The sequence below is a fragment of the Bacillota bacterium LX-D genome (assembly GCA_031628995.1).
In the GTDB taxonomy this organism is placed as follows: domain Bacteria; phylum Bacillota; class DUOV01; order DUOV01; family Zhaonellaceae; genus JAVLUO01.
In genome coordinates this window covers 1-22,122 of record JAVLUO010000016.1, presented here as the reverse complement: position 1 = coordinate 22,122, position 22,122 = coordinate 1, and the positions used below count along the sequence as shown (strand labels likewise).

At 37.6% G+C, this 22,122-nt stretch carries 20 protein-coding genes, 2 tRNA genes and 2 pseudogenes; 3 read left to right on the top strand and 21 right to left on the bottom strand.

What is annotated here, in order from left to right:
* Positions 1 to 126: 126 nt before the first annotated feature.
* Both RDV78_10735 and RDV78_10730 read right to left on the bottom strand, forming a co-directional pair.
* Positions 127 to 202: transfer RNA gene (locus tag RDV78_10735), tRNA-Lys, on the bottom strand.
* A gap of 5 nt (positions 203 to 207) precedes the next feature.
* Positions 208 to 284, bottom strand: a tRNA-Gln gene (locus tag RDV78_10730).
* A gap of 193 nt (positions 285 to 477) precedes the next feature.
* Here RDV78_10730 and RDV78_10725 point away from each other — a divergent pair.
* Positions 478 to 1,020, top strand: coding sequence for a hypothetical protein (locus RDV78_10725; protein MDS1030912.1), 543 nt, complete (start codon positions 478 to 480; stop codon positions 1,018 to 1,020).
* A gap of 131 nt (positions 1,021 to 1,151) precedes the next feature.
* On the opposite strand, the gene RDV78_10720 is transcribed toward RDV78_10725, so the two are convergent.
* On the bottom strand, positions 1,152 to 1,682 hold the full coding sequence (locus RDV78_10720) for a peptidylprolyl isomerase (protein ID MDS1030911.1): 531 nt from the start codon (positions 1,680 to 1,682) through the stop codon (positions 1,152 to 1,154).
* Between the two features lie 157 nt (positions 1,683 to 1,839).
* On the opposite strand from RDV78_10720, the gene RDV78_10715 reads away from it, so the two are divergent.
* Complete coding sequence (locus RDV78_10715; GenBank protein MDS1030910.1) at positions 1,840 to 2,292, top strand: DMT family transporter; 453 nt, start codon at positions 1,840 to 1,842, stop codon at positions 2,290 to 2,292.
* Between the two features lie 227 nt (positions 2,293 to 2,519).
* The gene (locus tag RDV78_10710) at positions 2,520 to 2,753 is read left to right on the top strand and encodes an LrgB family protein (protein MDS1030909.1); all 234 of its coding nucleotides are present in this window, start codon (positions 2,520 to 2,522) and stop codon (positions 2,751 to 2,753) included.
* Between the two features lie 3 nt (positions 2,754 to 2,756).
* On the opposite strand, the gene RDV78_10705 is transcribed toward RDV78_10710, so the two are convergent.
* The 18 genes and pseudogenes from RDV78_10705 to RDV78_10620 all read right to left on the bottom strand — a co-directional run bounded on the left by RDV78_10705 (position 2,757) and on the right by RDV78_10620 (position 21,679).
* Positions 2,757 to 3,839, bottom strand: coding sequence for a DUF362 domain-containing protein (locus RDV78_10705; protein ID MDS1030908.1), 1,083 nt, complete (start codon positions 3,837 to 3,839; stop codon positions 2,757 to 2,759).
* Positions 3,840 to 3,979: 140 nt separating this feature from the next.
* The gene (locus tag RDV78_10700) at positions 3,980 to 5,458 is read right to left on the bottom strand and encodes a methyl-accepting chemotaxis protein (protein MDS1030907.1); all 1,479 of its coding nucleotides are present in this window, start codon (positions 5,456 to 5,458) and stop codon (positions 3,980 to 3,982) included.
* Positions 5,459 to 5,844: 386 nt separating this feature from the next.
* Complete coding sequence (locus RDV78_10695; protein MDS1030906.1) at positions 5,845 to 6,390, bottom strand: flavodoxin domain-containing protein; 546 nt, start codon at positions 6,388 to 6,390, stop codon at positions 5,845 to 5,847.
* Positions 6,391 to 6,621: 231 nt separating this feature from the next.
* Positions 6,622 to 7,908: a homocysteine synthase gene (locus RDV78_10690; protein MDS1030905.1), complete on the bottom strand. Its 1,287-nt coding sequence runs from the start codon at positions 7,906 to 7,908 to the stop codon at positions 6,622 to 6,624.
* Between the two features lie 24 nt (positions 7,909 to 7,932).
* Positions 7,933 to 8,382 (bottom strand): Rrf2 family transcriptional regulator, encoded by a 450-nt coding sequence (locus RDV78_10685; GenBank protein MDS1030904.1) that lies wholly within the window; start codon positions 8,380 to 8,382, stop codon positions 7,933 to 7,935.
* Positions 8,383 to 8,521: 139 nt separating this feature from the next.
* A complete protein-coding gene (metA, locus tag RDV78_10680) occupies positions 8,522 to 9,439 on the bottom strand; it encodes a homoserine O-succinyltransferase (GenBank protein ID MDS1030903.1) in 918 nt (305 codons plus the stop codon).
* Positions 9,440 to 9,894: 455 nt separating this feature from the next.
* Positions 9,895 to 10,914 carry an ABC transporter substrate-binding protein gene (locus RDV78_10675; GenBank protein MDS1030902.1) on the bottom strand — a complete coding sequence of 340 codons (1,020 nt, stop codon included), beginning with the start codon at positions 10,912 to 10,914 and terminating at the stop codon, positions 9,895 to 9,897.
* A gap of 105 nt (positions 10,915 to 11,019) precedes the next feature.
* Positions 11,020 to 11,808, bottom strand: a complete 789-nt coding sequence (locus RDV78_10670; protein ID MDS1030901.1) for an ABC transporter ATP-binding protein — start codon at positions 11,806 to 11,808, stop codon at positions 11,020 to 11,022.
* Positions 11,802 to 12,752, bottom strand: a complete 951-nt coding sequence (locus RDV78_10665; GenBank protein ID MDS1030900.1) for an ABC transporter permease subunit — start codon at positions 12,750 to 12,752, stop codon at positions 11,802 to 11,804. The genes RDV78_10670 and RDV78_10665 overlap by 7 nt, the downstream gene beginning before the upstream one ends.
* Before the next feature lie 47 nt (positions 12,753 to 12,799).
* Positions 12,800 to 14,389, bottom strand: a complete 1,590-nt coding sequence (locus RDV78_10660) for an L-serine ammonia-lyase, iron-sulfur-dependent, subunit alpha (protein ID MDS1030899.1) — start codon at positions 14,387 to 14,389, stop codon at positions 12,800 to 12,802.
* An 18-nt stretch (positions 14,390 to 14,407) separates the two neighbouring features.
* Complete coding sequence (locus RDV78_10655) at positions 14,408 to 14,845, bottom strand: C-GCAxxG-C-C family (seleno)protein (protein ID MDS1030898.1); 438 nt, start codon at positions 14,843 to 14,845, stop codon at positions 14,408 to 14,410.
* Positions 14,846 to 14,977: 132 nt separating this feature from the next.
* The gene (cysK, locus tag RDV78_10650) at positions 14,978 to 15,910 is read right to left on the bottom strand and encodes a cysteine synthase A (protein MDS1030897.1); all 933 of its coding nucleotides are present in this window, start codon (positions 15,908 to 15,910) and stop codon (positions 14,978 to 14,980) included.
* A gap of 209 nt (positions 15,911 to 16,119) precedes the next feature.
* Positions 16,120 to 17,256: an aminotransferase class V-fold PLP-dependent enzyme gene (locus RDV78_10645; protein ID MDS1030896.1), complete on the bottom strand. Its 1,137-nt coding sequence runs from the start codon at positions 17,254 to 17,256 to the stop codon at positions 16,120 to 16,122.
* Between the two features lie 37 nt (positions 17,257 to 17,293).
* A pseudogene (locus tag RDV78_10640) lies at positions 17,294 to 17,488 on the bottom strand (PLP-dependent transferase).
* Between the two features lie 242 nt (positions 17,489 to 17,730).
* Positions 17,731 to 18,924: an MFS transporter gene (locus RDV78_10635; protein ID MDS1030895.1), complete on the bottom strand. Its 1,194-nt coding sequence runs from the start codon at positions 18,922 to 18,924 to the stop codon at positions 17,731 to 17,733.
* A 196-nt stretch (positions 18,925 to 19,120) separates the two neighbouring features.
* On the bottom strand, positions 19,121 to 19,528 hold the full coding sequence (locus RDV78_10630; GenBank protein MDS1030894.1) for a PaaI family thioesterase: 408 nt from the start codon (positions 19,526 to 19,528) through the stop codon (positions 19,121 to 19,123).
* A 256-nt stretch (positions 19,529 to 19,784) separates the two neighbouring features.
* The gene (locus RDV78_10625; GenBank protein MDS1030893.1) at positions 19,785 to 21,167 is read right to left on the bottom strand and encodes a D-alanyl-D-alanine carboxypeptidase family protein; all 1,383 of its coding nucleotides are present in this window, start codon (positions 21,165 to 21,167) and stop codon (positions 19,785 to 19,787) included.
* Positions 21,168 to 21,419: 252 nt separating this feature from the next.
* Positions 21,420 to 21,679: pseudogene (locus RDV78_10620) on the bottom strand (reverse transcriptase domain-containing protein).
* Positions 21,680 to 22,122: the final 443 nt, after the last annotated feature.

Sequence of the window (22,122 nt, the reverse complement as noted above, 5' to 3'; positions counted from 1 at the left end):
ATGGACACCCTTGTCTTAGGCTAACGGTTGGCACTATCAACCCCCGTATCGGACTTTCACCGACGAGCAAGCGCCCATGCTGGGCGCACAAATAAAATAGCAAGGGCTAAAACCCTTGCTATTATTTGGTGACCCACCAGGGACTCGAACCCTGAACCCTCTGATTAAGAGTCAGATGCTCTACCAGTTGAGCTAGTGAGTCAATTATGGTTAGGGCAGTTGGATTCGAACCAACGCATCCAGGAGCCAGAATCCTGTGCCTTACCAAACTTGGCTATGCCCCAGCGTTAGTTTAATTCACAACTGTTATTTTAACTCTAATGACTTATTATGTCAACAAATTACTAAATAAATCATTAAATAAATTAATAGAAAATATAATATTAATTTATAGCTGTATATTTGAAAAGTTTTAAACCTACCTATAGCATTACGTCAATAGTTGAATATAATATAGTAACTTTAGGAGGTGAAATTATGTCTACAAATGATTGGACCTATGATGAATCTGAAAATTTCTATTCTGAGGAGAGCATGTCCCGCCAAGGAGATCCTCCACCAATCTTAAGCAACGCTAGACCTAGTACCATCATTGTTCTTCACAAAGAGCTAACGGGATATCCTAATTACGGTAACCCAAGCGGAAATGCTGATATATTATACACAGGTAACGTCGGATCGTGGACCTTTAACTTACCAAACTATTTATTCTTATTAATAAATAACTTTGAAAGAGTTAGACTTATTCTTAGGGGAGCCTTGGATGATCATTATGATGTTCCAGAAAACCGCTATAATATGACAGTCAATTTTAATGGAAGCAGACAAAACTTTGGCAGGCTGCCTTTTGTTCATGGTAGGCCTCGAGGCCAACAATTTGACAATTGGAGACAACTGGCAATTGACATTCCAACAAACATTTTAAGACGCAATAACACCGTCCAAATCAGAAATACCTCTAATGCAGGAGATACAGATTTTATTGCTTTAGACTGGATGGAACTAAGATTCTTTTTCTAAATAATTCTTTAGCTTAAACCATACATGGTTTAAGCTTTTTTATTTTTTTCTGCTCATTTTTGCCTACTGGGGTTGCAAGGCTAGATATTAACTTTAAGACTGCTTTTCACAGCAGTCTTAAAGTTAAGTAATTACATTTTTTTAGGCTCAGTATATTCAACTCCAAAAGTATCGACTGTTACTTTTTTCATTCTTTGATCTTCTAAAGGTTTATCCCACATGTCCCTAGGAACATTTACTATGGAATCAACTATCTCCATACCTTCTGTAACTTTGCCAAAGGCCGCATACTGTCCATTTAAATGGTTTGCTGATTCCACCATAATAAAAAATTGGGACCCAGCCGAATCGGGGTTCATTGATCTAGCCATAGATATGACCCCCCTGTCATGTTTCAAACTATTTTTAATCCCATTTTGAGCAAATTCACCTTCAATACTATATCCCGGGCTTCCAGTGCCATCGCCTCTTGGATCTCCTCCTTGAATCATGAAGTCTGGTATCACACGGTGAAAAATTAAACCATCGTAAAAACCTTTATTAATAAGAGAAATAAAATTATTAACTGTATTAGGCGCAGTTTCCGGGTATAGCTCTAATTTAATTGCACTGCCGTTTTCCATTTCTATTGTTACAATAGGGTTAGTACTCAAATTTGTCATCCTTTCAATTTATAATATTTTTATTATAACCTAATTACATATTTTTCTTTTAACTTTTTTAGAAAAAGGCAACTTTATTTTGATTTCTAGACTGAGCCTGAAGGTTATAGTATAATTTATGATTGTAATTTATTAGAAAAAAAAAGGAATGACTAAAATGAAATTTATATTTATTTTCCTAGCATTTGTTGCCGGTATGGGCATAACTACGCAAGTTGCCGTAAATGGCAAGCTTCAGCTTAACGTAGGCAACCCTATTCTAACATCTCTATTTAGTTTTTCAGTAGGTACTTTAGTATTAGCTCTAGCTTGTATTGTATCAGTATATGCAGGAAATCAAACCATACCAGCTTTTTCAAGCCTAAAAGAAACTAATTGGTGGATGTGGGTAGGTGGCATACTTGGTGCTTTTTATATATTTGTAACCATTATTGCAGCTCCTAAAATAGGCTTTGCCAGTATGTTTAGTTTAATAATTGCGGGACAAGTAATCCTGGCAGTTATTTTAGACCACTTAGGTGTATTAGGAAACGTACAGCTCTTAAGTCCATTGAGAATTGTTGGAGTAGTTTTATTAATAGCAGCTGTCTATATTATTCAAACCCATTAACGGAAATAAGCTTACGATATCCACCATCTGCAACTAAAATCTTCTTACTTGATATTTCTTACCTCCTTTTTTCTATACCTATTTTATACTTTATCAGTTGAGTTAATGGCTTACCTCATTGAGTAAGGATAAAGCCGAAGTAATTTGCTTCGGCTTTATCCTTCTCACAAAACCGTACGTACGGGCCTCGTTATACGGCTCCTCCTTAACGGCTGGCGTGATAATTAATTATTACAGGGCTTGTTGGAACTATTATTGGCACTAGAATACTTGATCTTGTAGGCGTTAAAAATAAAGTTGCTAGAGGAATAGCCTTGGGAGCAGCCTCCCATGCTTTAGGCACCTATCGAGCTATGGAAGCAGGAGAACTAGAAGGAGCAATGAGCAGCGTTTCCATTGCCCTGGTAGGTATTACTACAGCTTTATTAGCTCCGTATCTTTTAATCCGTGCAGGCTTTTAACAACTATTTCACTTCTTCTAACTCATACTTTTGGGTTCCTAAATCTCGTTTTTCCAACTCCTCTAACTGGATAAAAGGATTTTTCCAATGTAATCTTTCAAAGAGATGTCCGGAGGATTTAAGTTCATGGCCCTCTGGTATTCCATTTATGAGCAAGTCTTCAACTTTAATTGCATCTAAGCTTGCTCTTTCAATGGCCACAATGTCTTGAGAAGCCATAATGCCGATATCTGGGACTAGGGAAGGTGTAGTCAATCCCCAACAATCACACAAGGCAGTTATATTCATTAAAAAATTAATATAAAAAACGTTTCCGGGTTCAAAAGTTTTTAAAACTTCCTGGGTACAGATAGCCATTCCTGTCTGAAAATCTTCGTAACGGTGCGCATCCATTATTACTGCACCTTGTGGACAAACTTTTACGCAATGTTGACAGTATGTGCAGTGATGAAAAAATACCTTATATTTATTGTCTTTATCAAAACTATTAGCGTTATGATTACAGCTGTTAATACATAGCTCACAGTGGGTACAGAGTTCCTCATTCCATATAAGGCCACCCTCAAGCCCGTGAATTTGCCTTCTGGTTCTATCTGTAACGCAGCCCATAGCAATATTTTTACATGCCCCACCATAGCCGCAAGCGCCATGGCCTTTAACATGGGATAAATCAATCATAACCTCTGCATCATGGATATTTCCGGCAACATCAACGTTCTGAAAAGTCTTAAAATCAACTTTCTTTTCGTAATAATATTTTCCCATTACACCGCAGGCATCTACAATGGGCACACCTAAAAAATCTTCTGTATAACCTCTGTCTTTTGCACCGGAAGTAATTTGATCCGTAATAAAAACTTTGGCTCCATAACCCTTAAGCTTATCAACTAAAATTTTAATAAACAAAGGGTGGATTGTAGAATAACCAATGTTTCTACCTAAATGCATTTTCACAGCAGTCCATTTATCTTTAACTGTTTTCTCTAAATCCATCTTGTCGATTAATCTCCCAAATTTAGCAGGGAGAGTTACATCTGCATCATATTTATCAAATTTAACTGACGAAAATAGAATTTTAGCAGACATATTTACCTCCAACTTTGATACAAATTAGTACTTATTTCCTAATATTATTATGGGGAATTTATAATTAAACAATACTTGGATAACCCTAAATATCCAGTATGGCGGCAAAAATTTTATCCTGAAAAAATAGTTGTACTGCTTTAAGCGCAATCCCCAAATAAGCGCACACCTTTTTGGGTTAGGTTTTCTACTTGAGATGTAACTTTATCTAAGCATACAAAAATCTCCTGAGAAAGCTTTTCAGCCGCAGCATAATATTCTTGGGCCTTTGCAGCTTGGCCATCCTTAACAGCCTGAAGTACCTCCTGCCCCATTTCATGAAATTTCTTATGAATCTCTTCTATTGATTCCCAATCTTGTTTGATGGACGAATGGTGCACTGTTATAGCGTGATAAAAATGGCCAAATGCGCATTTAGAACCATTAATTTGCAATGGATATAATCTCATCTCATCGACAATTCGTTTTAAATTACTTAGCCACTTAGAATGTGCCTCCTTGGCATTAGCGATAGTTTTTAAAAATTCTTGGTTACTGATGGCATTACTACTGCCTTGAAGAGCATTCATTTGCTCCTTGACAATTTCAGAAAGTTCATCATCAACTTTGGACATCTGTTTTGCATAATCTGCGCAAGCTAATGCATCTTGGTGAATAACTTGTGTCATCTGACTTAAGCTTTCTGCATCGCGACTTGATGATTCCATGGCTTGGTTAATTTCATTGGCAGCTGTTTTGATTCCATACATAGATTGATTTATAAATTGCACATCATTACTTGTGTTATTAAGCATATCAACATTTTTTTCCATAGTATCAGTTATAATATCAATTTTTTGGCTCATTTTTTGGGTTAAATTAAGAGTGTTGTCCATACTTTTTTTGCCTTCTTTTGAAGCATTTTGAATGTTGCTTACAAAAGATTTCATGCCTTCGAGGCTTTTTTTAGTATCATCTGCCAGTTTTCTAATTTCTTCGGCAACTACTGCAAAGCCACGTCCATTTTCGCCAGCCCGTGCTGCTTCAATTGAAGCGTTAAGGGCGAGAAGATTAGTTTGCTCAGCTATTTCCTTAACCCCATTAACAATGTCATTTACTTTATTGGCCATTTCAACAAGCTGATCGATTTTCTGCCCCATAATATTAGCATCATTCATTACATTATCTTTAATATCATTTATCTCTTTAAGTTGGGCCAAACTTTCATGGTTCCTCTGCAGGAGAACTTCAGAAGCATCAGATAACTGAGATAGTGTTTCGGAAGTATTTCTGATAGTATTATTGACCTCATTCATGCCAGCATTAGTTTCCTCAACAATTGCCAGGTTAGATTTGCTGAGTACAGACATTTCTTTAGCAAAATCAATTAATTTATATGCTATATGTGACATGTTAACATCAAAATTACTGATGTCAGCAGTAATTTTTAACATTTTTTTCGTAGATATAGCCATTTGTTTTTCATTAGAAAAAAGCCGATTAAAATAATTTAAAAAAGTAACGTGAATTGGGTATTCAATTTTTGGTTCTGCTGGCTCTTTACCCTCAAATTTGTCTTCAACATATTTTATAATATATGAAGTTTCGTAACATGGCCTTTTGGAAAAAAACTTTGTCATTTAATAATCTCCTTTCCTATCACATAAATAATAAATTATATATGAGAATTATTTTCTTTTAGCTAAATTTATTCGCTACCAACAAAATTCCAAATAATGCTTCTACTTTTATATTAATTTTTTAAAATTCTTTTTAATTTTACTTTTCCCTTTAATTTTTTTGGAATTAAGACCAATTTTTGCTTAGTAGCAAAAAAAAAAGCCACTCATGTGGCTAATAAAAAGGATGTGATTATGGAAACGAAGAAATAACCTGCAATGAAATATAACTATTACGCTGTTAATTATACTGTATTTAAACTAGGATTATAATTAATTATCCTGCATTCAATGGTAATATCCTCTCTTTTTAACGTTTGCGTTTAAAAAATTACCATCCTACCCCTTTATTCTTCATTAATACATTGAACAATCGGAATAATTGCCTTTTTGTCCCTCCAATCGACGGGCTTATTAAAACATTCTAGCAAACCCCTGCTATCTTCGTCTAACTTGTCTGCTTTTTTCATTTTTAGCATTAACCTTAAAGCATTCATCAGCATTTTATCAATAAATGATAACTTGCAATAATTAAAGGCACCTCTTAACAGAAAGAAATGTATCTTTTCTTGAATCTCATTTGGAAAATTATGTTTATAGACATGTTTAACTGTCTCTTCCCGCACAGGGGAAGCTCCCGTACCAAATACTATTATTTTTTTATTCTTTAATAGATCAAAGTTGTCGGTAATGAGTTTTACACCATTAATACCAACTGCATGCAAAGAGCCTCCAAACACTATAACCTGGTATTTCTGCAAGTCATTAACGCTTACCATAGAGCTTTCAAACAAATCTCCGCCTACATCTTTAGAAATCCACTCTGCATAGGACTTTGTGCTTCCATATTTAGATTTATAAATAACTACAATTTTACTTGTTTTTGCTGACATGGATTACCTCCTTTTCTAATAGATACCAAAATAAAATTCTATCTCATTATCTCATTCCTTAACTTAAATTTAAATAAAGATATTTATTAGTTCATGGTACTTTTGCCCAGAGTAAACATAGTTTAAATAGGAAAAGACACCTTTATCCACTTACCTTAGTGAATTACAGTGCCTCTCATATTTTTCAGTTAACTACTAATCATGAAAAATTTTTGTACTAGAGCATACGCTTTACAGGCTTTTTTCCAATGCCTGATCAAGATCGTAAATCAGGTCGTCCACATCTTCAATCCCTATTGATAGTCTTATTTGATCAGGTGTAACTCCTGCAGCTTTTTGTTCCTCCTCGTTCAACTGGGCATGAGTGGTACTTGCTGGGTGAATAACTAGTGACTTGGCATCTGCAACATTTGCAAGGAGCGAAAAAATCTCAAGGCTGTCAATAAATCGTTTACCAGCTTCAACACCACCCTTGATGCCAAATGTGAATATGGAACCAGCACCTTTGGGTAGATATTTTTTGGCAAGTTCATGGTACTTATTGTCCGGTAGTGATGGATAGTTTACCCAGGTTACCCGAGGATGTTTGGACAAAAAATCAGCAATTTTTTTAGCATTTGAAACATGTCTTTCGACTCTAAGGGATAAGGTTTCCAAACCCTGAAGGAAAAGGAAAGAATTAAAAGGGCTGATGGCCGCACCCGTGTCTCTCAAAAGCTGTACCCTTGCCTTGGTGATATACGCCAAAGGCCCAAGAGCTTCAACATATTTCACACCATGATAACTTAAATCAGGCTCTGTCAGACCTGGGAATTTTCCGCTTCCTGCCCAATCAAATTTACCTGAATCAACGATAACACCCCCGATAGATGTGCCATGACCTCCAATAAATTTAGTTGCTGAATGGACTACAATATCTGCTCCAAATTCAATAGGTTTAATTAGATAAGGAGTACTAAAGGTATTATCGATAATTAAAGGTACTCCATTTTCATGGGCTATTTTAGCAACAGCTTCAATATCAACAATGTTGATACTTGGATTACCTATGGTTTCAATATACAAAGCCTTTGTTTTAGCATTAATGGCTTCCTTGAAATTATTTGGCTCGTCAGGATCTACAAAGACTGTTTTTATACCCAACTTTGGTAGCGTAGCTGCAAACAGATTGTATGTACCTCCGTATAATGTACTGGCAGAAACAATCTCGTCTCCGCTTCCTGCAATGTTTAGAATAGCATAAGTAACAGCAGCGGAGCCTGAGGCTACAGCCAAGGCACCAACTCCTCCTTCTAGAGCTGCTATCCTTTGCTCAAATACATCGTTGGTGGGATTCATAATCCTTGTATAAATATTTCCCGGTTCTTTTAAGGCAAATAAATTAGCCGCATGTTCTACGTCATTAAAAACATATGAAGTTGTTTGATAAATAGGAACTGCCCTGGAACCTGTTGTTGGATCTGGTTTCTGTCCTGCATGGACTTGCAATGTGTCGAATTTCAATTTTCTTTCGCCCATAGTGGAATCTCCCCTTAATTTAAATTAGATATAATACATTAGTGTTAGCAAACCATTAGTTTTCTTGTAATTTTCAGCAAGGTCTTCTAGAGTTACTGCATCAACAATTTCATTTATACAGGCATTCATTTTATCCCAAACATTAATCTTGATGCAATGCTCTATACTTGTTTTATTTAAAGAGGAATCTTCCGCTTTTTCATCAATTACAGAAAGCTGTCCCTCCAGTGCTCGCAGAATATTTCCTACCTTGATTTTAGAAGGACTATCTCCTAAAATATACCCACCTTGAGCACCCTTTACGCTTTTCACCAAACCAGCTTTTCTTAGAATGGCAAAAACCTGTTCAAGATAATTCATGGATATGCCTTCTCTTTCTGCAATACTACATAAGGCAACATGATCTCCATTTGAATGTACTGCCAGGTCAACCATTGCTCTGAGTCCATATCTGCCTTTTGTAGAAATCCTCATTTTACCGCCTCCATAAACTAAGATCACTAGAAAAATAACTATAGCATTCTTTCCCCTTTGTCCAATGCTAATAGTTTTAAATTGCCTTATTTAGCAGTCTTTATATATTCTGTGTATAGTATTTCCTCCTTAGAAAAACTTATTTTAAATTATTAAGATCAAAAGGAGTTTCCTGATACACGTAATAATTCAACCAATTTGAAAAAAGTAAATTGGCATGTCCCCTCCAGCTTACAATTGGAGGCTTACTGGGATCGTCTTCAGGGTAATAGTTTTTTGGTATTTCCACATCAAGTCCCCTTGCTCTGTCTCTGTCGTATTCGGCTTTTAATGTTAGAGGATCATACTCTGGATGGCCCGTTACAAAAACCTGTCTTCCTCCAGCTGTTTTCAGTAGATAAATGCCTGCCTCCTCTGACTCAGAAAGAATTTGGAGCTGGGGAACTTTTTCAATATCTTTCCTGCGAACCTCAGTATGCCTGGAATGGGGAGCAGCAAAAACATCATCAAATCCTCTTACCAGCATAGCGTTAGGCTTATTTACTTTATGAGAAAATATTCCGAACATTTTTTTCTGCAAAGGATATTTTTTTATACCATAATGGTAGTATAGACCTGCCTGGGCAGCCCAGCAGGTATGAAAAGTGGAATAAACATTACGAGTACTCCATTCCATGATTTTCTGGATTTCCTTCCAATATGAAACTTCATCAAATTCCAGTTGTTCAACGGGAGCACCAGTTATAATCAATCCGTCAAATTTATCATCCTTAACTTCATCAAAGGTTTTATAAAAGTTTGTCAAGTGTTCTTCAGGTGTGTTTTTTGATACATGAGTTTTGGGATGCAGCAATTCTACATCTACCTGAATTGGAGTATTGCCAATTAAGCGCAAGAGCTGAGTTTCTGTTATGATTTTTGTAGGCATAAGATTTAGAATAGCAATTTTTAAGGGCCTAATATCCTGATGCATTGCCCTTCCTTCAGTCATAACAAAAATGTTCTCTCTTGTTAAAATTTCAGCCGCCGGTAGGTTATCTGGTATTCTAATGGGCAACTTTTTTCACCTAACTTTCTATATTACAGTAATCGCATTGTTTTGCTTGGCTTAAATTATATAGTATACTATGGAATTTTTCTACATCAAACTACCTAAAAAGCCCCCAATAATTTTTACCATGAAATCTAACTTAAAATAAACCTTAAGTCGTCCGATTCACTGGACGACTTAAGGTCGGTTACACAGTATGAAGGAATATTCCCTTTTAGTTATAGAAGGAGAAATCAATAAATAAATCATGCACTAATTATTTCAGTTTCCAAGCGGGTTCCTTCTACTTGCAACAGTCTGCACCCTGCTTATTAACTGTATGTGTAACCTGTGATGAAGTATTTCCCGACAATATATTTTTTTTGTAGTACGATTTACCAATATAGATACCAGTAACTATAAGCAACAGCAATATAATAATAGTAACAATTACCTTTTTCTTATTCATTCAACTACAACCCTTAATCTAAAAATGTATCCTGAACAAGTTTCTTTATATTGGTACCGGGATCGAGTATACCCTGGGTTTTCATAGCATTTAGCGTATTTTCAAAATCTATTTTTGCTTTTGCCTTATTGGCTAGAAACTCATAATCACCCAATAGTTTGCTATTTTCCACTTCGCTACCACTGCTTACATATTTTTTGTCTACCGCTATCTTAGCAGCCTCTTGAGGATGCTCCTGTACCCATTGGGTTGCCTCAGCCCATGCAGCCGTGATTTTTTTTGCAACCTCGGGTTTTTCTTTGGCCAACTTACCGCTTACCCCAGTGTAGCAACAATAGTTATCTTTTACGCCAGGTTGCTTATTAGTGTTACCAAATATTTTCCGTGCTTTACCTCCTGAAATTGCCAAAGCACCATATGGATCCCAAGCAACAAAGGCATCTATCTCCCCTTTTTCAAGAGCCTGTTGCAGTTGAACTTGAGGATATACCCTCCAATCGACATCCTTCTTAGGATCTATGCCTGCTTTACCTAAATCAATGGATAGCAGTACCATAGGAACACCTCCGATGGAGTCGATTCCCACCTTTTTCCCCTTTAAGTCTTTAACACCTTGGATGGGAGAATTTTTAGCTACAACGCCCTGGATACATCCAGTGTGTATACCATTAGTTAATTTTATGTCCATTCCTTGCTCAATGGCTTTAAACAAACCAGGAGATATTTGGGCACCATCGATTTTGCCTGAGGCTAAACCTTCTTTGAGAGTTTCAGCATTGATGTTCACCAATGTAACATCCAAACCATATTTCTTAAAGATGCCATTTTCCACACCAACATATAAAGGTGCTTCACATGTACCATTGTATGTCCCCAGGGTAACCTTTACCAGTTCTTGATTTTGTCTCTGCTGACCGCTGTTTGTGCCCTCCGTTTGTTTAATCCCGTTTTCTGTGGCCTTGCTGCCGCAAGCCGAGAGCACTAAGGTAAGGACCAGTAGAAGAGCTACAATCATTATATTATTCTTCTTCATAAGATACCTCCTAAGAAATTTTATAGATCTCAAAGAATTAATTAAATCTAAATCGCTTTATGCGTAAATACAAAAGCCACCTGTCCCTCCTTTCCCAAATTTTATTTATAAATAATAACTAAGCGGCTCATCTTCTTTAACAAAATGAAGCATTTCTAGTATCTTATTCCGTAGGTTAAGAAAATCTGGACTATTACGTTTTCTTTTATGGGGCAGATTCACATTGATTATATTGGATACACGTCCAGGTCGGGGAGACATGATCAATATCTTGTCACTAAGATAAACTGCCTCGTCAATATCATGCGTAACTAAAATCATTGTATTTTGGCGTTCCTGCCAAATTCGTAAGAGTTCATCCTGCATATACATGCGCGTAAAGGCATCCAAAGCGCCTAAGGGTTCGTCCAGCAGAAGCACTTTAGGATGATTCACCAGTGACCTGGCAATGGCCGCACGCTGTTCCATACCTCCTGACAAATGGTGAGGGTAAGCCTTTTCAAATCCTTTTAGCCCGACAAGTTCAATATATTCTGCTACGTCATCTTTTTTAGCTTTATATACCTTTCTAGCAACAAGACCTGCGGCAATATTATCGTGTACATTTAACCAAGGAAAAAGGGTTGGGTCCTGGAATACCATCCCTCGTTCATAACTGGGTCCCTGGACGGGAATTCCATCCAGTAGTACACTCCCGTTCGTTGGCTTGTCAAGTCCACCAATAATCCGAAGCATGGTAGACTTGCCACATCCACTAGGGCCTACAATAGACAAAAATTCACCCGGGTTGATTTCTATGCTGACCTTGTCAAGGGCCAAAATTTTATTTTTGCTCTGGTCTGTAAATTCACGGCTCAACTCATTCAAGGTGATCATACCTACTCCATTTACCATTTGATCAACCCCTTTTGCCAGATTAATACTCTATCCCGAATTTTAAACAACAGTGTAATAATTGTTGAAAAAATCAAAGCCATTACTACAAGACTCGCATAAACCTTCTTGTATTCTGCCCACCCTTGAGCCCAGTTAATATACCAACCTAATCCCGCTTTTACTCCCAGCATTTCGGCTACTATTAGGGTTACAAAGGACATGCCCAACCCCATGAATAAGCCGATAAAAATATTAGGAAGTGCAGCTGGCAGCGCAACCCTAAATATTAGATAAGTCTTATCTGCCCCTAAAGTTTGTGCCATTTCAAAATACGATTTATTTACATTAGCTATGCCTGAACTGGTCATTACCGTCACGGGAAACCATACTGCCAGTGCAAGTATAAATACACTAGCCGTAAAACTTGTAGGAAATAAGGTCATAGCAATAGGAATCCATGCAGTAGCCGGAATGGGTCCGATAATTTTCTGCAATGGTGCAAGCCAATAGTTGCACTTTTTGCTCCACCCGATCAATATCCCAGTTATCAAACCCGCTAATGCTCCCAAAACATATCCTGTCAACAGCATTTTCAACGAATAATACGCACTTGTAGAAAGCAGTTTCCAATCCGTTACAAGCACATCAATCACCTGACCGGGGGCAGGAAAATATGGCAATGGAAGTATTGCAGTTTTGGCGGTTAAGAATTCCCATAAGGTCAAGAATAAGATAGCTACCGCAAGCAGGGGTGATTTATGTTCTAGCACTTTATACAAACGGCTAAACTTCAATGAAAATATTATGAGTAAGCTAAAAATCAATGTTGCCCCAGCAAGCAGGGGTGTCCACATTATTGATCCGTATCCTACAGCACTGTCTGGAATTAGTTTACTAATTAATAAGGTTGTAACTAGTGCTAGTAATGGAAGTAAGATATTAAAATTAAAACTTTTCTTCATTGTTCAGCCCTCACTATTTTTATTATTCCGAACTGAATGCTCTATTGTTATGTAAGAATTTTATTTCTGTTATCAAACCATTCTCTAAATTTCAGTTCACAACTTTTGGCTGTGGGAGTTGTGCAAGCTCCACCTTTCGAAGTACAAAGCAACTCAGAGGACATACTTTTACCTAAGTTATCAAGGGCAACTAGCAGTTCATCGTAAGGAATAACAGCTTTTGAGCCAGCTAAAGCCAAATCGGCAAATATGACCGACATGCTTGCTGCGGATATTGCTCTGCTGAAACATGGCGCCTCATACCCCCCGATTACAGGATCACAGGGTAACCCGAAAAATGCTTGCAGCGCCAAGGATGCAGCATTTTCAATATCTTCACCGTTTCCACCAGCCATCTCTACTATTGCTGCGGAAGCCATTGCACAACATACTCCGCATTCACCAGCACAACCTACTACCTCACCAGTAGGATTGGTATGGGTATAAGCTATTGCTCCAATACCTGCAGCCACGAATAACCCACGGATTAAATCATCATCACTGAAACCGTAAGCTTCTTTTACTGAATATACAGCAGAAAACAGGTATCCACCTCCAGTGCCCATGGGTCCAGGAACCATAGGAACACCCCGTGTTTTTGAGATTACTCCGATAGCCCTTTTGACAACTTCACCCATTAAATTACCACTTAATATCCTGTTTTTATGCTGATACTCATCCCACATTTCACCATCGTAACGATAAAACGGATTGCGGGGAGCGCTGTTTTCCTCATATGCTGCTGTAATCTGGCGATATAAAACTTCTTTAATTTTATGCATATATGTGCCTACTTGCTCTTTCGACCATAATGATGAATTAACCTCATATTGCATTGCTGCTGCACTCATACTATTACCACAAGCTATTGCTCTACTGCGCCACTCCTCCATGCTCTTGAAAAGTTGTGGTTTTCTGTCCTTGTGCATAACTACCGGGAGAACAGGCGGCAAAATTTCTATTGGGATATCAGGAAAAGCATTTTTAATCTTTGAACTGTCTGGCAGGCAAGAAGTTTTTATGCAATACAGTGTACTGTCTTCACATCTCAGTATTTGTGCTTCTATGTATCCTTCAAGAGAATTTGCAAGCAATTTTTCTTCTAAATGAGTTAGCTCTGCAAATATAAGCATTACATAAGTATCTCCTATTAGGTGTATATCAAAGCCGTTAACTTTTCTTACCCTGATCATACCTCCACCCGTTGATTCCCCCACAAGTTGAGCAGTTTTGCCACTCTCACCTTTTAAAACAATTTTAATCGCATTTAAATGATCACTTTCTTTCATTGAATCGAAAATAAAACGGTAACAAATACCATTCTTACGGGCAAGCTCATAGACACTGCTTATCCGTTCATCTTCAGGCCAAATACCAAGAATGCCTGCCAGCATACCTTTATCCTCATCCATCACTCCAAAAGTACCCGCAAAAGACCCATCCTTATCCATAATAAATTCCGCAGCAATGGGGTTTTCACCCAACAATGCTCTCGCTAAAAGACCCAATCTACATGGGGCAGCTGTATGAGAACTGGAACCAGGCTGCATAATGGGTCCAAAAACATCATTAAAAAAATCAGGATAATAATTTATCATCTAGCATCACCTTCTTTACTAAACAATTTGTTTCCTTGCTAGGATATCCATAAGGATTTCAACAGCCCCGCAGACATAATCTTCACATTTTTTATGGTGTTCTGGTGTCCCCCATACAACATCTTTGGTCAACACGCGACAGCAAGTACCATTGAACTTTTCTTTAAACTTATCATGAAGCTCATTTGTCAAAGTAAAAACTTCATCAACGTTTTCGTCTTTATTTAATCTCCCCTTAATGGCACTTAAAACCATAACAGCTCCTGTCAAAGAACCACAGCAGCATTTAGATGCTCCCAGCCCTGCTCCAAATCCAGTTGCCATTTTCAGAGCAGTCTTACTCAATCCCAAATTCAAATGCTTGTTGAAAACCTGTAGAATAGCCTCCGAGCAATATAGACCTTCTCTGAAATACTCTACAGATTTTTTTTTAAGATCATTGTTCTCTACAGACATAAGTTACTTCCTTTCGCAATAGTCATTCTAAAGTTATCGTATCGTTTTTCTAGGAATTATTCTGATTTTATAGGGGGCTTAAGCCCCCTATAAAATCAATTATTTCTGCCTAGTATTTTTTCTTTGCCTAGCCTACTCTTGGAACAAAGGCGTTGACAAATATCTTTCACCTGTATCCGGAAGTATGACCACAATTGTCTTTCCTTTATTTTCAGGTCTTTTTGCTATTTCCGTGGCGGCAAATGCAGCGGCACCAGAAGAAATACCTACAAGTAAACCTTCTGTCCTAGCAATCTTTCTGGCAGTATCAAATGCCTCTTCATTCTTAACTTTAAAAATTTCATCCACAACATCTCTGTTGAAGATATCCGGAACGAAACCAGCCCCAATACCTTGAATCTTATGTGGTCCTTTTGCACCTCCAGAGAGAACAGGTGAATCAAAGGGTTCAACAGCAATTATTTGCACATCAGGTTTTTTAGCTTTTAAGGCTTCTCCAATACCTGAAATGGTTCCTCCTGTTCCAACTCCACCAACGACTATATCCACTTGGCCGTCTGTATCTCTCCAAATTTCTTCAGCTGTTGTCTTCCTGTGGATCTCTGGATTTGCCGGGTTTTTAAACTGTTGAGGAATGAAAGAATTAGGGGTTACTGCTGCAATTTCTTCTGCTTTTTTAATAGCACCAGGCATACCTTCCGCTCCAGGTGTTAAGACCAATTCTGCACCTAAAGCTTTTAATAGATTCCTTCGCTCAATACTAAATGTTTCAGGCAATGTAATTATTAGTCTATAGCCTTTTGCCGCGGCAACAAAAGCAAGTCCTATTCCTGTATTCCCGCTTGTAGGCTCAATCAGAACAGATTCCTTATTGATTAAACCTTTTTCTTCTGCATCCTTGACCATCGCATATGCAATTCTATCTTTAACGCTTCCTGCTGGATTAAAGTATTCAAGCTTTGCAACAAGTTTTGATTCTAAAACATTTGACTTGTTGTAGTTGGACAATTCAAGCAAGGGAGTATTCCCAATGAGATCCGTTAAACTCTTTGCAATTTTAACCATTTTACCGCCTCCAAAAACTTATTATTATTTCCTACTATTCTTATATGTTTAATATGTTATTTTGATAATAATACTATATGAAATATATGTCAATAAAATTACAAATATTTTTGTTTTTTTATCGGTTTAGTAGGAATTAGTTGCTTAAAAAATTCAAATTTCACTTTGGAAATTTGAATTAATTTTCAAAACATATTAGATTGATAATGTTAGATTGATAATGCACTAGCAAAATCTTCTATTAAATCAGAAATATCCTCTAATCCCACTGATACCCTTATGAGATTATCAGTAATGCCAAGCCGCTCTCTCTCTTCCTTTGGCATAGCTGCATGAGACATTTTCACGGGGTAGGAAACAATAGTTTCAACACCACCAAGACTTACAGCTACGGCAGCCAGACTTACTTTTTGCATAAAACTACGTGCCTGTGCGTCACTAACTGTTTTGAATGACAGTACAGCACCTGCCCCATCAGCTTGAGAAAAATGAATATCTCGACTCACATGATTTGGTAAGCCAGGATAATAAACTGACTGGACTTTTTCATGTTGATCCAGCCATTCCGCAAGTTTTTGGGCATTTTTTTGCTGGTAATCCATCCTAACTTGTAGGGTTTTAAGGCCACGGAGCAAAAGCCAACTATCTTGTGGACCCAAAACAGCGCCAAAGCCATTCTGTACGGCATAAACCTTCTTTCCCAGATCCTCACCCTTAACAACCACAAGTCCTCCAAGTACATCACTGTGCCCACCGATAAACTTGGTTGCACTATGAATAACAATATCTGCTCCAAGTTCTATGGGCCTTTGCAGGTAGGGAGACATAAAAGTATTATCAATTAGGACTAATAATCCGTTCTCTTTAGCAATTCTTATTGCTCCCCTTACATCTGTTATTTTTAATAATGGATTTGAAGGTGTTTCAAGAAATATGGCTTTTGTATTACTGCGGATGTTTTCCTTGATACTGTCAAGATTGCTTGCATCAACAAAAGTAATTTCTACATTAAACCTACTAAAAAAATTTGTACTTATTCGATACGTTCCACCATATACATCTTCACAGACAATAATATGATCACCTGCTGAAAATATAGCCAGTGCAGAAGATGTGGCTGCCATCCCTGAAGAGAACGCAAACCCCCTATCTCCCCCCTCCAAGATAGCTATCGTTTCCTCTAATGCTTTTCTTGTAGGATTTCCCGAGCGTGAATAATCATATTCCTGTGAATTCTCTATATCCACTTGATGGTATGTTGATGTCTGATAAATAGGAATACTTAATGCCCCAGTATGCTTATCTATCTCGTTTCCATTGTGGATAAGTTTTGACCCAAATTTCATTTTAAACCCTCCAATCTTTATTAAAAAGCCTAAATAACTAACTCATTGCCTGTTCAAGGTCACTGATTAGATCATTTGCATTTTCAATTCCTACCGAGAGCCTTAAAAGCCTGTCAGTTACACCTATTCGTTCCCTAATCTCCCGGGGTATAGCAGAGTGCGTTTGTTCCACAGGATAAGTAATCAAACTTTCAACACCACCGAGGCTTTCAGCAAAAATAACTAATTGTAGCTAAGTAAATACCTTAAATATAATTCCTAGTAATCCTAAATGTTTTCTATAATAGTACAACGATTTAGTAAGTTTTGTCAAGAAATATATTCGCTTAGCTTTTTGGTATCGAATCATTTATTTGTTCTAAATCGGTTAGTTTTCCTGTTCGCTCATCATGTTTTATACAATAAAAACACATATGACTAGTTTTATATTTTCACGTTTGTTACAATCTATTTGAGGTCTACTTAAAAATATTATTATGCGTAGACTTTAGCTCTTTTCTTATAAAATACAAACATTAAAACTGCAGCAGCTAACGCCATTGCGGAGCCAAAGAAAAAAGGAGCTCTATTATTAACCTGATCATACAATATACCTGCTATAACACTGGCCGGAAGCAACGTGATACCGATTAGTGAATTATAGATGCCCAGGCCCGTACCTCTTTTATTCTTGTCTATTAGGTCAGAAACTAAAGCCTTCTGCACTCCATCTGTTACCGCACTGTATAGCCCGTATAAGGCAAAAAGTAGAATAACTGCCCCTTGATTATTGGTTTTTCCAAAACCGAAGTATATGAAAGAATAGAGCAAGTAACCGAAAATAATTAGTCTTTCTCGGCCAAATCTATCGGAAAACATGCCTGCTGGAGCAGCAAAAATTACCGAAACTGAGTTAAAAATTAGGTATACTAAAGGTATGAACAAAGCTTTAATGCCGACATCATTGGCTTTAACTAATAGCAATGCATCAGTTGAGTTCCCCAGGGTAAATATAAAAGCAATCCCCAGGAATATGTAATATCTGGCTGAAAAGTCCTTAAGGGCAATTTTTCCGAGAAGTTCCCCTTTATTCTTTTTAGCCTCCTTGACAAAGAAAACAATGGCAAGAATCCCCATAAGACCCGGAATTGCTGAAAGCAGGAATACCTTCCGGTAATCACCCGGGAACACTGCCAAAACAGCAAATGCCAACAAAGGCCCCACTATCGCCCCGCTGTTATCCATTGCCTTATGGAAACCAAAACTTTTCCCTTTTTTGCCTTCGCTAGATGACCCGGCTATTAGGCTATCTCTTGGAGCAGTCCTTATGCCCTTACCTATCCTTTCAACAAACCTAATCATAAGAACCTGTAAAGGTGAGGTTACTAGAGAAAATAGTGGAGAAAGAATAGTAGTAATAGCGTAGCCCACAACCATAAAAGGTTTATTCTTACCGATTTTGTCACTCCACCAGCCTGATAATGCCTTTAGTATAGATGCTGTACTTTCAGCAACTCCCTCAATAAGAGAAAGTTCTGTCTTTGATGCTCCAATAGACATTAAAAAAAGCGGCATAATTGCATAAATCATTTTTGTTGTTGTGTCAGTTAAAAAGCTAGTTATACCAATAAAAAATATGTTCCACTCAAGCCCTAAAACTTTTTTCTGCTTCCCGTTAAAATCATTCAAGCTTACACCCCCCAAACGTGTCTTCGTATAACAACCGAATCAAGACTAACCGGTTAAGATAAAGCATATATTAATTTTGTATCAAGCTAACTAATGCTTTTTCAAATCTTTCAGCTCTTATATTCTTTGACACAAAAAAACGCAGCCTTAAAAATTGCAAGCAGCGTTTTCTATATAGTTGTTTTGCGATATTGACTTACTCGATATTTTTTTCTTTCCGATAGCCAGTTGCATTAAACTTCGCAATATGTTCCTTGTTTTCATCAAAAATATCAACTTCGTAGCAGGCAATTTTTCTGGATAAGGATATTTCTTTAGCTTCGGCCAGAAGTAATTTTCCTTTAGGTGGTTTAAAATAAGCTATATTGGCATTAATCCCTACTGTAACTTGCCCCTGGGCATTTGAAGCAGCAGCAAAGGCAAAGTCTGCTAGAGTAAAGATGGCTCCACCTTGCACTATGTTTATGCCATTTAAATGTTTATCCGTAATTTCCATTTGAGCTTCTGCATACCCCGGTTGAACTTTTAATAATTTGATTCCAACATGAGCGGCAAATTGATCTCTGGCAAAAAACTTTATAATCTTATCTTCCCGATTCTTCATGTCAAGCCACCTCCCGTAGCCAATTCTATCATTTAATGTTTTTTCCGGCCATCCAGTTTTAGCCTTTAGGGCCTCATCTTTTTGTTGACTGTAGCCTTATTACCCCCAATAACATTACCATAACCTTATCTTTGATCTTTCCATAATCATATAATTTCTCCACCTTAACTGTATTTTCCTTTAAGAATAGCTAATATATTCCTTAGATAATACTGGTTTAATAGCAAGGGTTATTTGTGAAACTGTTGACTTAAACTTATAATCTCTTCCTTCTCCACTTTTTCCTTAACTTTCTTTTATATTTTTTAAATTTAAATTTTCTTACTAGAAGGTCAACTGCTACAAGGCCAGCTACCCAATAAAAAAGGGAAAATGATCTGTTTCCAATAATGTTTTTTAAAAGATTGTTGCTTGTAACATTTCTATCAGCCACCAGAGCTGATTCAACTAATGTTTTTCCCCGTAAGGCATAAACAACTTTACCTATTTCCTGTCCCTTAGCTAGTGGCGCTAGGAGCTGAACTTCCTCTCCTTGTACTTTTTTAAACAGGTTCTTATCCCAAATAAAATTTTTTTCAATTTCCGGAATATCATTTGCACGAAAGATATCTGTAAAATTTTTAGCTGCTAGAGCTTTCAGCTTTCCAGAATCGTCACCACTAGGATTGAGAATTTTGATTGTGGTCACCTCTTGTCCTGCTTTTAGCAACTGCATATGTTGGAAATTTTCCAGGCCATATTTTAAAAGGCTAGTTGAATCAGACCACTGACACGCCGGGGTAGTATTTAAAACTACCGCAATTAAATCCAACCCATTTGCAGAAGCGGATGAAACAAGACAATGACCAGCAGGAGTTGTATGTCCAGTTTTGATACCCGTTGCATATGGAAAATATGAGCTGCTGTCTTTGTTAATAAGCTCATTGGTATTTTCCCATACTCTATATCCATTTTCCCTAACACTATTCCCAGCACTGCTCCAAGAATCCATCTTATAATTTTCTGTCTTTACTATTTTCCTAAATAGTGAATTTTTCATAGCATCTTTAGCAATTCTTGCTAGATCATAAGCAGTTGTATAATGGTTTCCATCGTGAAAACCATGGGGGTTTATAAAATGAGAGTTCTTGGCTCCGGCTTTACGTGCTCGCTGATTCATCAAATCAGCAAAATATCCTAATGCCTCCTCTACTCCAAGGGAATTATTTTTGCTAACTTTACGGGCAATATTTACAGCTATTACGTTAGCAGCATCATTGCCAGAAGGAAGCATCAGCCCTCTGAGTAAATCTTCAATTGCAATTTCTTCCCCTACATGTAATTGAGCCTTACTTCCATCTGAAGATAAAATATTTATTTCTTCTCCCACAGTTACAACTTCATCTGGGCGGCTGTTTTCCAAAGCAATTAGGGCAGTCAAAATTTTTGTGGTACTAGCTGGGTAAAGTCTTTGCTGTTTATTTTTAGCATATAAAATTTTTCCAGTCTGTTGTTCTATTAATATCGCTCCTTTAGCTTGTACGCTAGGAACATCCGAAGTGCTGCCTGCTTCAGCCTTCTTAGAAGCAAAATCTGTAAACATGAAAAAAAATAATGTTAAAATCCAAATAGTTATTAAGACTGACATAATTTTTTTCATCTATTAATCCCCCGATCCTAGTGCATCGATTGAATTTTCAGGCACTGTTACACTTTATGTCCGTCTTTGCTTTTTTCCTGCCTATTTCGGGTAAAATTTTAGTCTAGATAAAGCTTTAGCCACTTTTTTTGCTAATCGAGTAAGGTAAAGCCGAAGTAATTTGCTTCGGCTTTATCCTTCTCACAGAACCGTACGTACGGGCCTCGTATTTTGTCTGATCATGGATTCGACGTTCATACCTTTGTTCCGTGGTGTCAATTGACGGGCTACGCCCTCAATTATTAGATTATGGTCTAAACGGTCAAAGCATTTTGAAAGATCTATATGGGCTACATGCTCTAAGCCATATTTGTTCATAAATCTTTCTGCTTTGGCTACTGCCTGATACAGTTTCTGCCGGGTCTGTACCCGTAGCCGGATGGGTGAAAGTCCGAATTGAATATTGGTTGTAATATGTTCAATAGGGCTTGTTGGATTATCCGGTCTCTTACGGTAGGAATGCCGAGGGGTCTTATCCCTTCATCCGGTTTTTCTTAAGCCTACCTATTCTCCAGGATAATGCCGAGCTTCCCCGGTTAAGTTGCTTACCTGAACTTGGACGCATCCGTCCTAACTAACCAGGTTATCCGGCTTTTGGGTTTTCCCACTTTTAGCAAGGTTACCCGCCTGACTACCTCGGTTTGCTTGCGCTATGTTCCAAGTTCCCCCTTCGGCTTCCTTCAGACCCCACAGTTGCCGGTGACACCCTTGCTTACGAGTTATTTTCCTGCCGGTTAGGCGATAGAGTTTCTTTCGGCCCATCGGCTCAGCAAACATGCCGGGCAAACTAAAACTACCCCGCTTTTTAAAAGCGGGGTAGTTTTTGTGCGCCCAGCATGGGCGCTTGCTCGTCGGTGAAAGTCCGATACGGGGGTTGATAGTGCCAACCGTTAGCCTAAGACAAGGGTGTCCATCG

What these genes read in the sequence shown, in the direction of transcription:
- RDV78_10725 (MDS1030912.1), top strand. Translation starts at nt 478, where the DNA reads ATGTCTACAAATGATTGGACCTATGATGAATCTGAAAATTTCTATTCT.
- RDV78_10720 (MDS1030911.1), bottom strand. Translation starts at nt 1,682, where the DNA reads ATGACAAATTTGAGTACTAACCCTATTGTAACAATAGAAATGGAAAAC.
- RDV78_10715 (MDS1030910.1), top strand. Translation starts at nt 1,840, where the DNA reads ATGAAATTTATATTTATTTTCCTAGCATTTGTTGCCGGTATGGGCATA.
- RDV78_10705 (MDS1030908.1), bottom strand. Translation starts at nt 3,839, where the DNA reads ATGTCTGCTAAAATTCTATTTTCGTCAGTTAAATTTGATAAATATGAT.
- RDV78_10700 (MDS1030907.1), bottom strand. Translation starts at nt 5,458, where the DNA reads ATGACAAAGTTTTTTTCCAAAAGGCCATGTTACGAAACTTCATATATT.
- RDV78_10695 (MDS1030906.1), bottom strand. Translation starts at nt 6,390, where the DNA reads ATGTCAGCAAAAACAAGTAAAATTGTAGTTATTTATAAATCTAAATAT.
- RDV78_10690 (MDS1030905.1), bottom strand. Translation starts at nt 7,908, where the DNA reads ATGGGCGAAAGAAAATTGAAATTCGACACATTGCAAGTCCATGCAGGA.
- RDV78_10685 (MDS1030904.1), bottom strand. Translation starts at nt 8,382, where the DNA reads ATGAGGATTTCTACAAAAGGCAGATATGGACTCAGAGCAATGGTTGAC.
- RDV78_10675 (MDS1030902.1), bottom strand. Translation starts at nt 10,914, where the DNA reads ATGAAGAAGAATAATATAATGATTGTAGCTCTTCTACTGGTCCTTACC.
- RDV78_10670 (MDS1030901.1), bottom strand. Translation starts at nt 11,808, where the DNA reads ATGGTAAATGGAGTAGGTATGATCACCTTGAATGAGTTGAGCCGTGAA.
- RDV78_10665 (MDS1030900.1), bottom strand. Translation starts at nt 12,752, where the DNA reads ATGAAGAAAAGTTTTAATTTTAATATCTTACTTCCATTACTAGCACTA.
- RDV78_10660 (MDS1030899.1), bottom strand. Translation starts at nt 14,389, where the DNA reads ATGATAAATTATTATCCTGATTTTTTTAATGATGTTTTTGGACCCATT.
- RDV78_10655 (MDS1030898.1), bottom strand. Translation starts at nt 14,845, where the DNA reads ATGTCTGTAGAGAACAATGATCTTAAAAAAAAATCTGTAGAGTATTTC.
- cysK (MDS1030897.1), bottom strand. Translation starts at nt 15,910, where the DNA reads ATGGTTAAAATTGCAAAGAGTTTAACGGATCTCATTGGGAATACTCCC.
- RDV78_10645 (MDS1030896.1), bottom strand. Translation starts at nt 17,256, where the DNA reads ATGAAATTTGGGTCAAAACTTATCCACAATGGAAACGAGATAGATAAG.
- RDV78_10630 (MDS1030894.1), bottom strand. Translation starts at nt 19,528, where the DNA reads ATGAAGAATCGGGAAGATAAGATTATAAAGTTTTTTGCCAGAGATCAA.
- RDV78_10625 (MDS1030893.1), bottom strand. Translation starts at nt 21,167, where the DNA reads ATGAAAAAAATTATGTCAGTCTTAATAACTATTTGGATTTTAACATTA.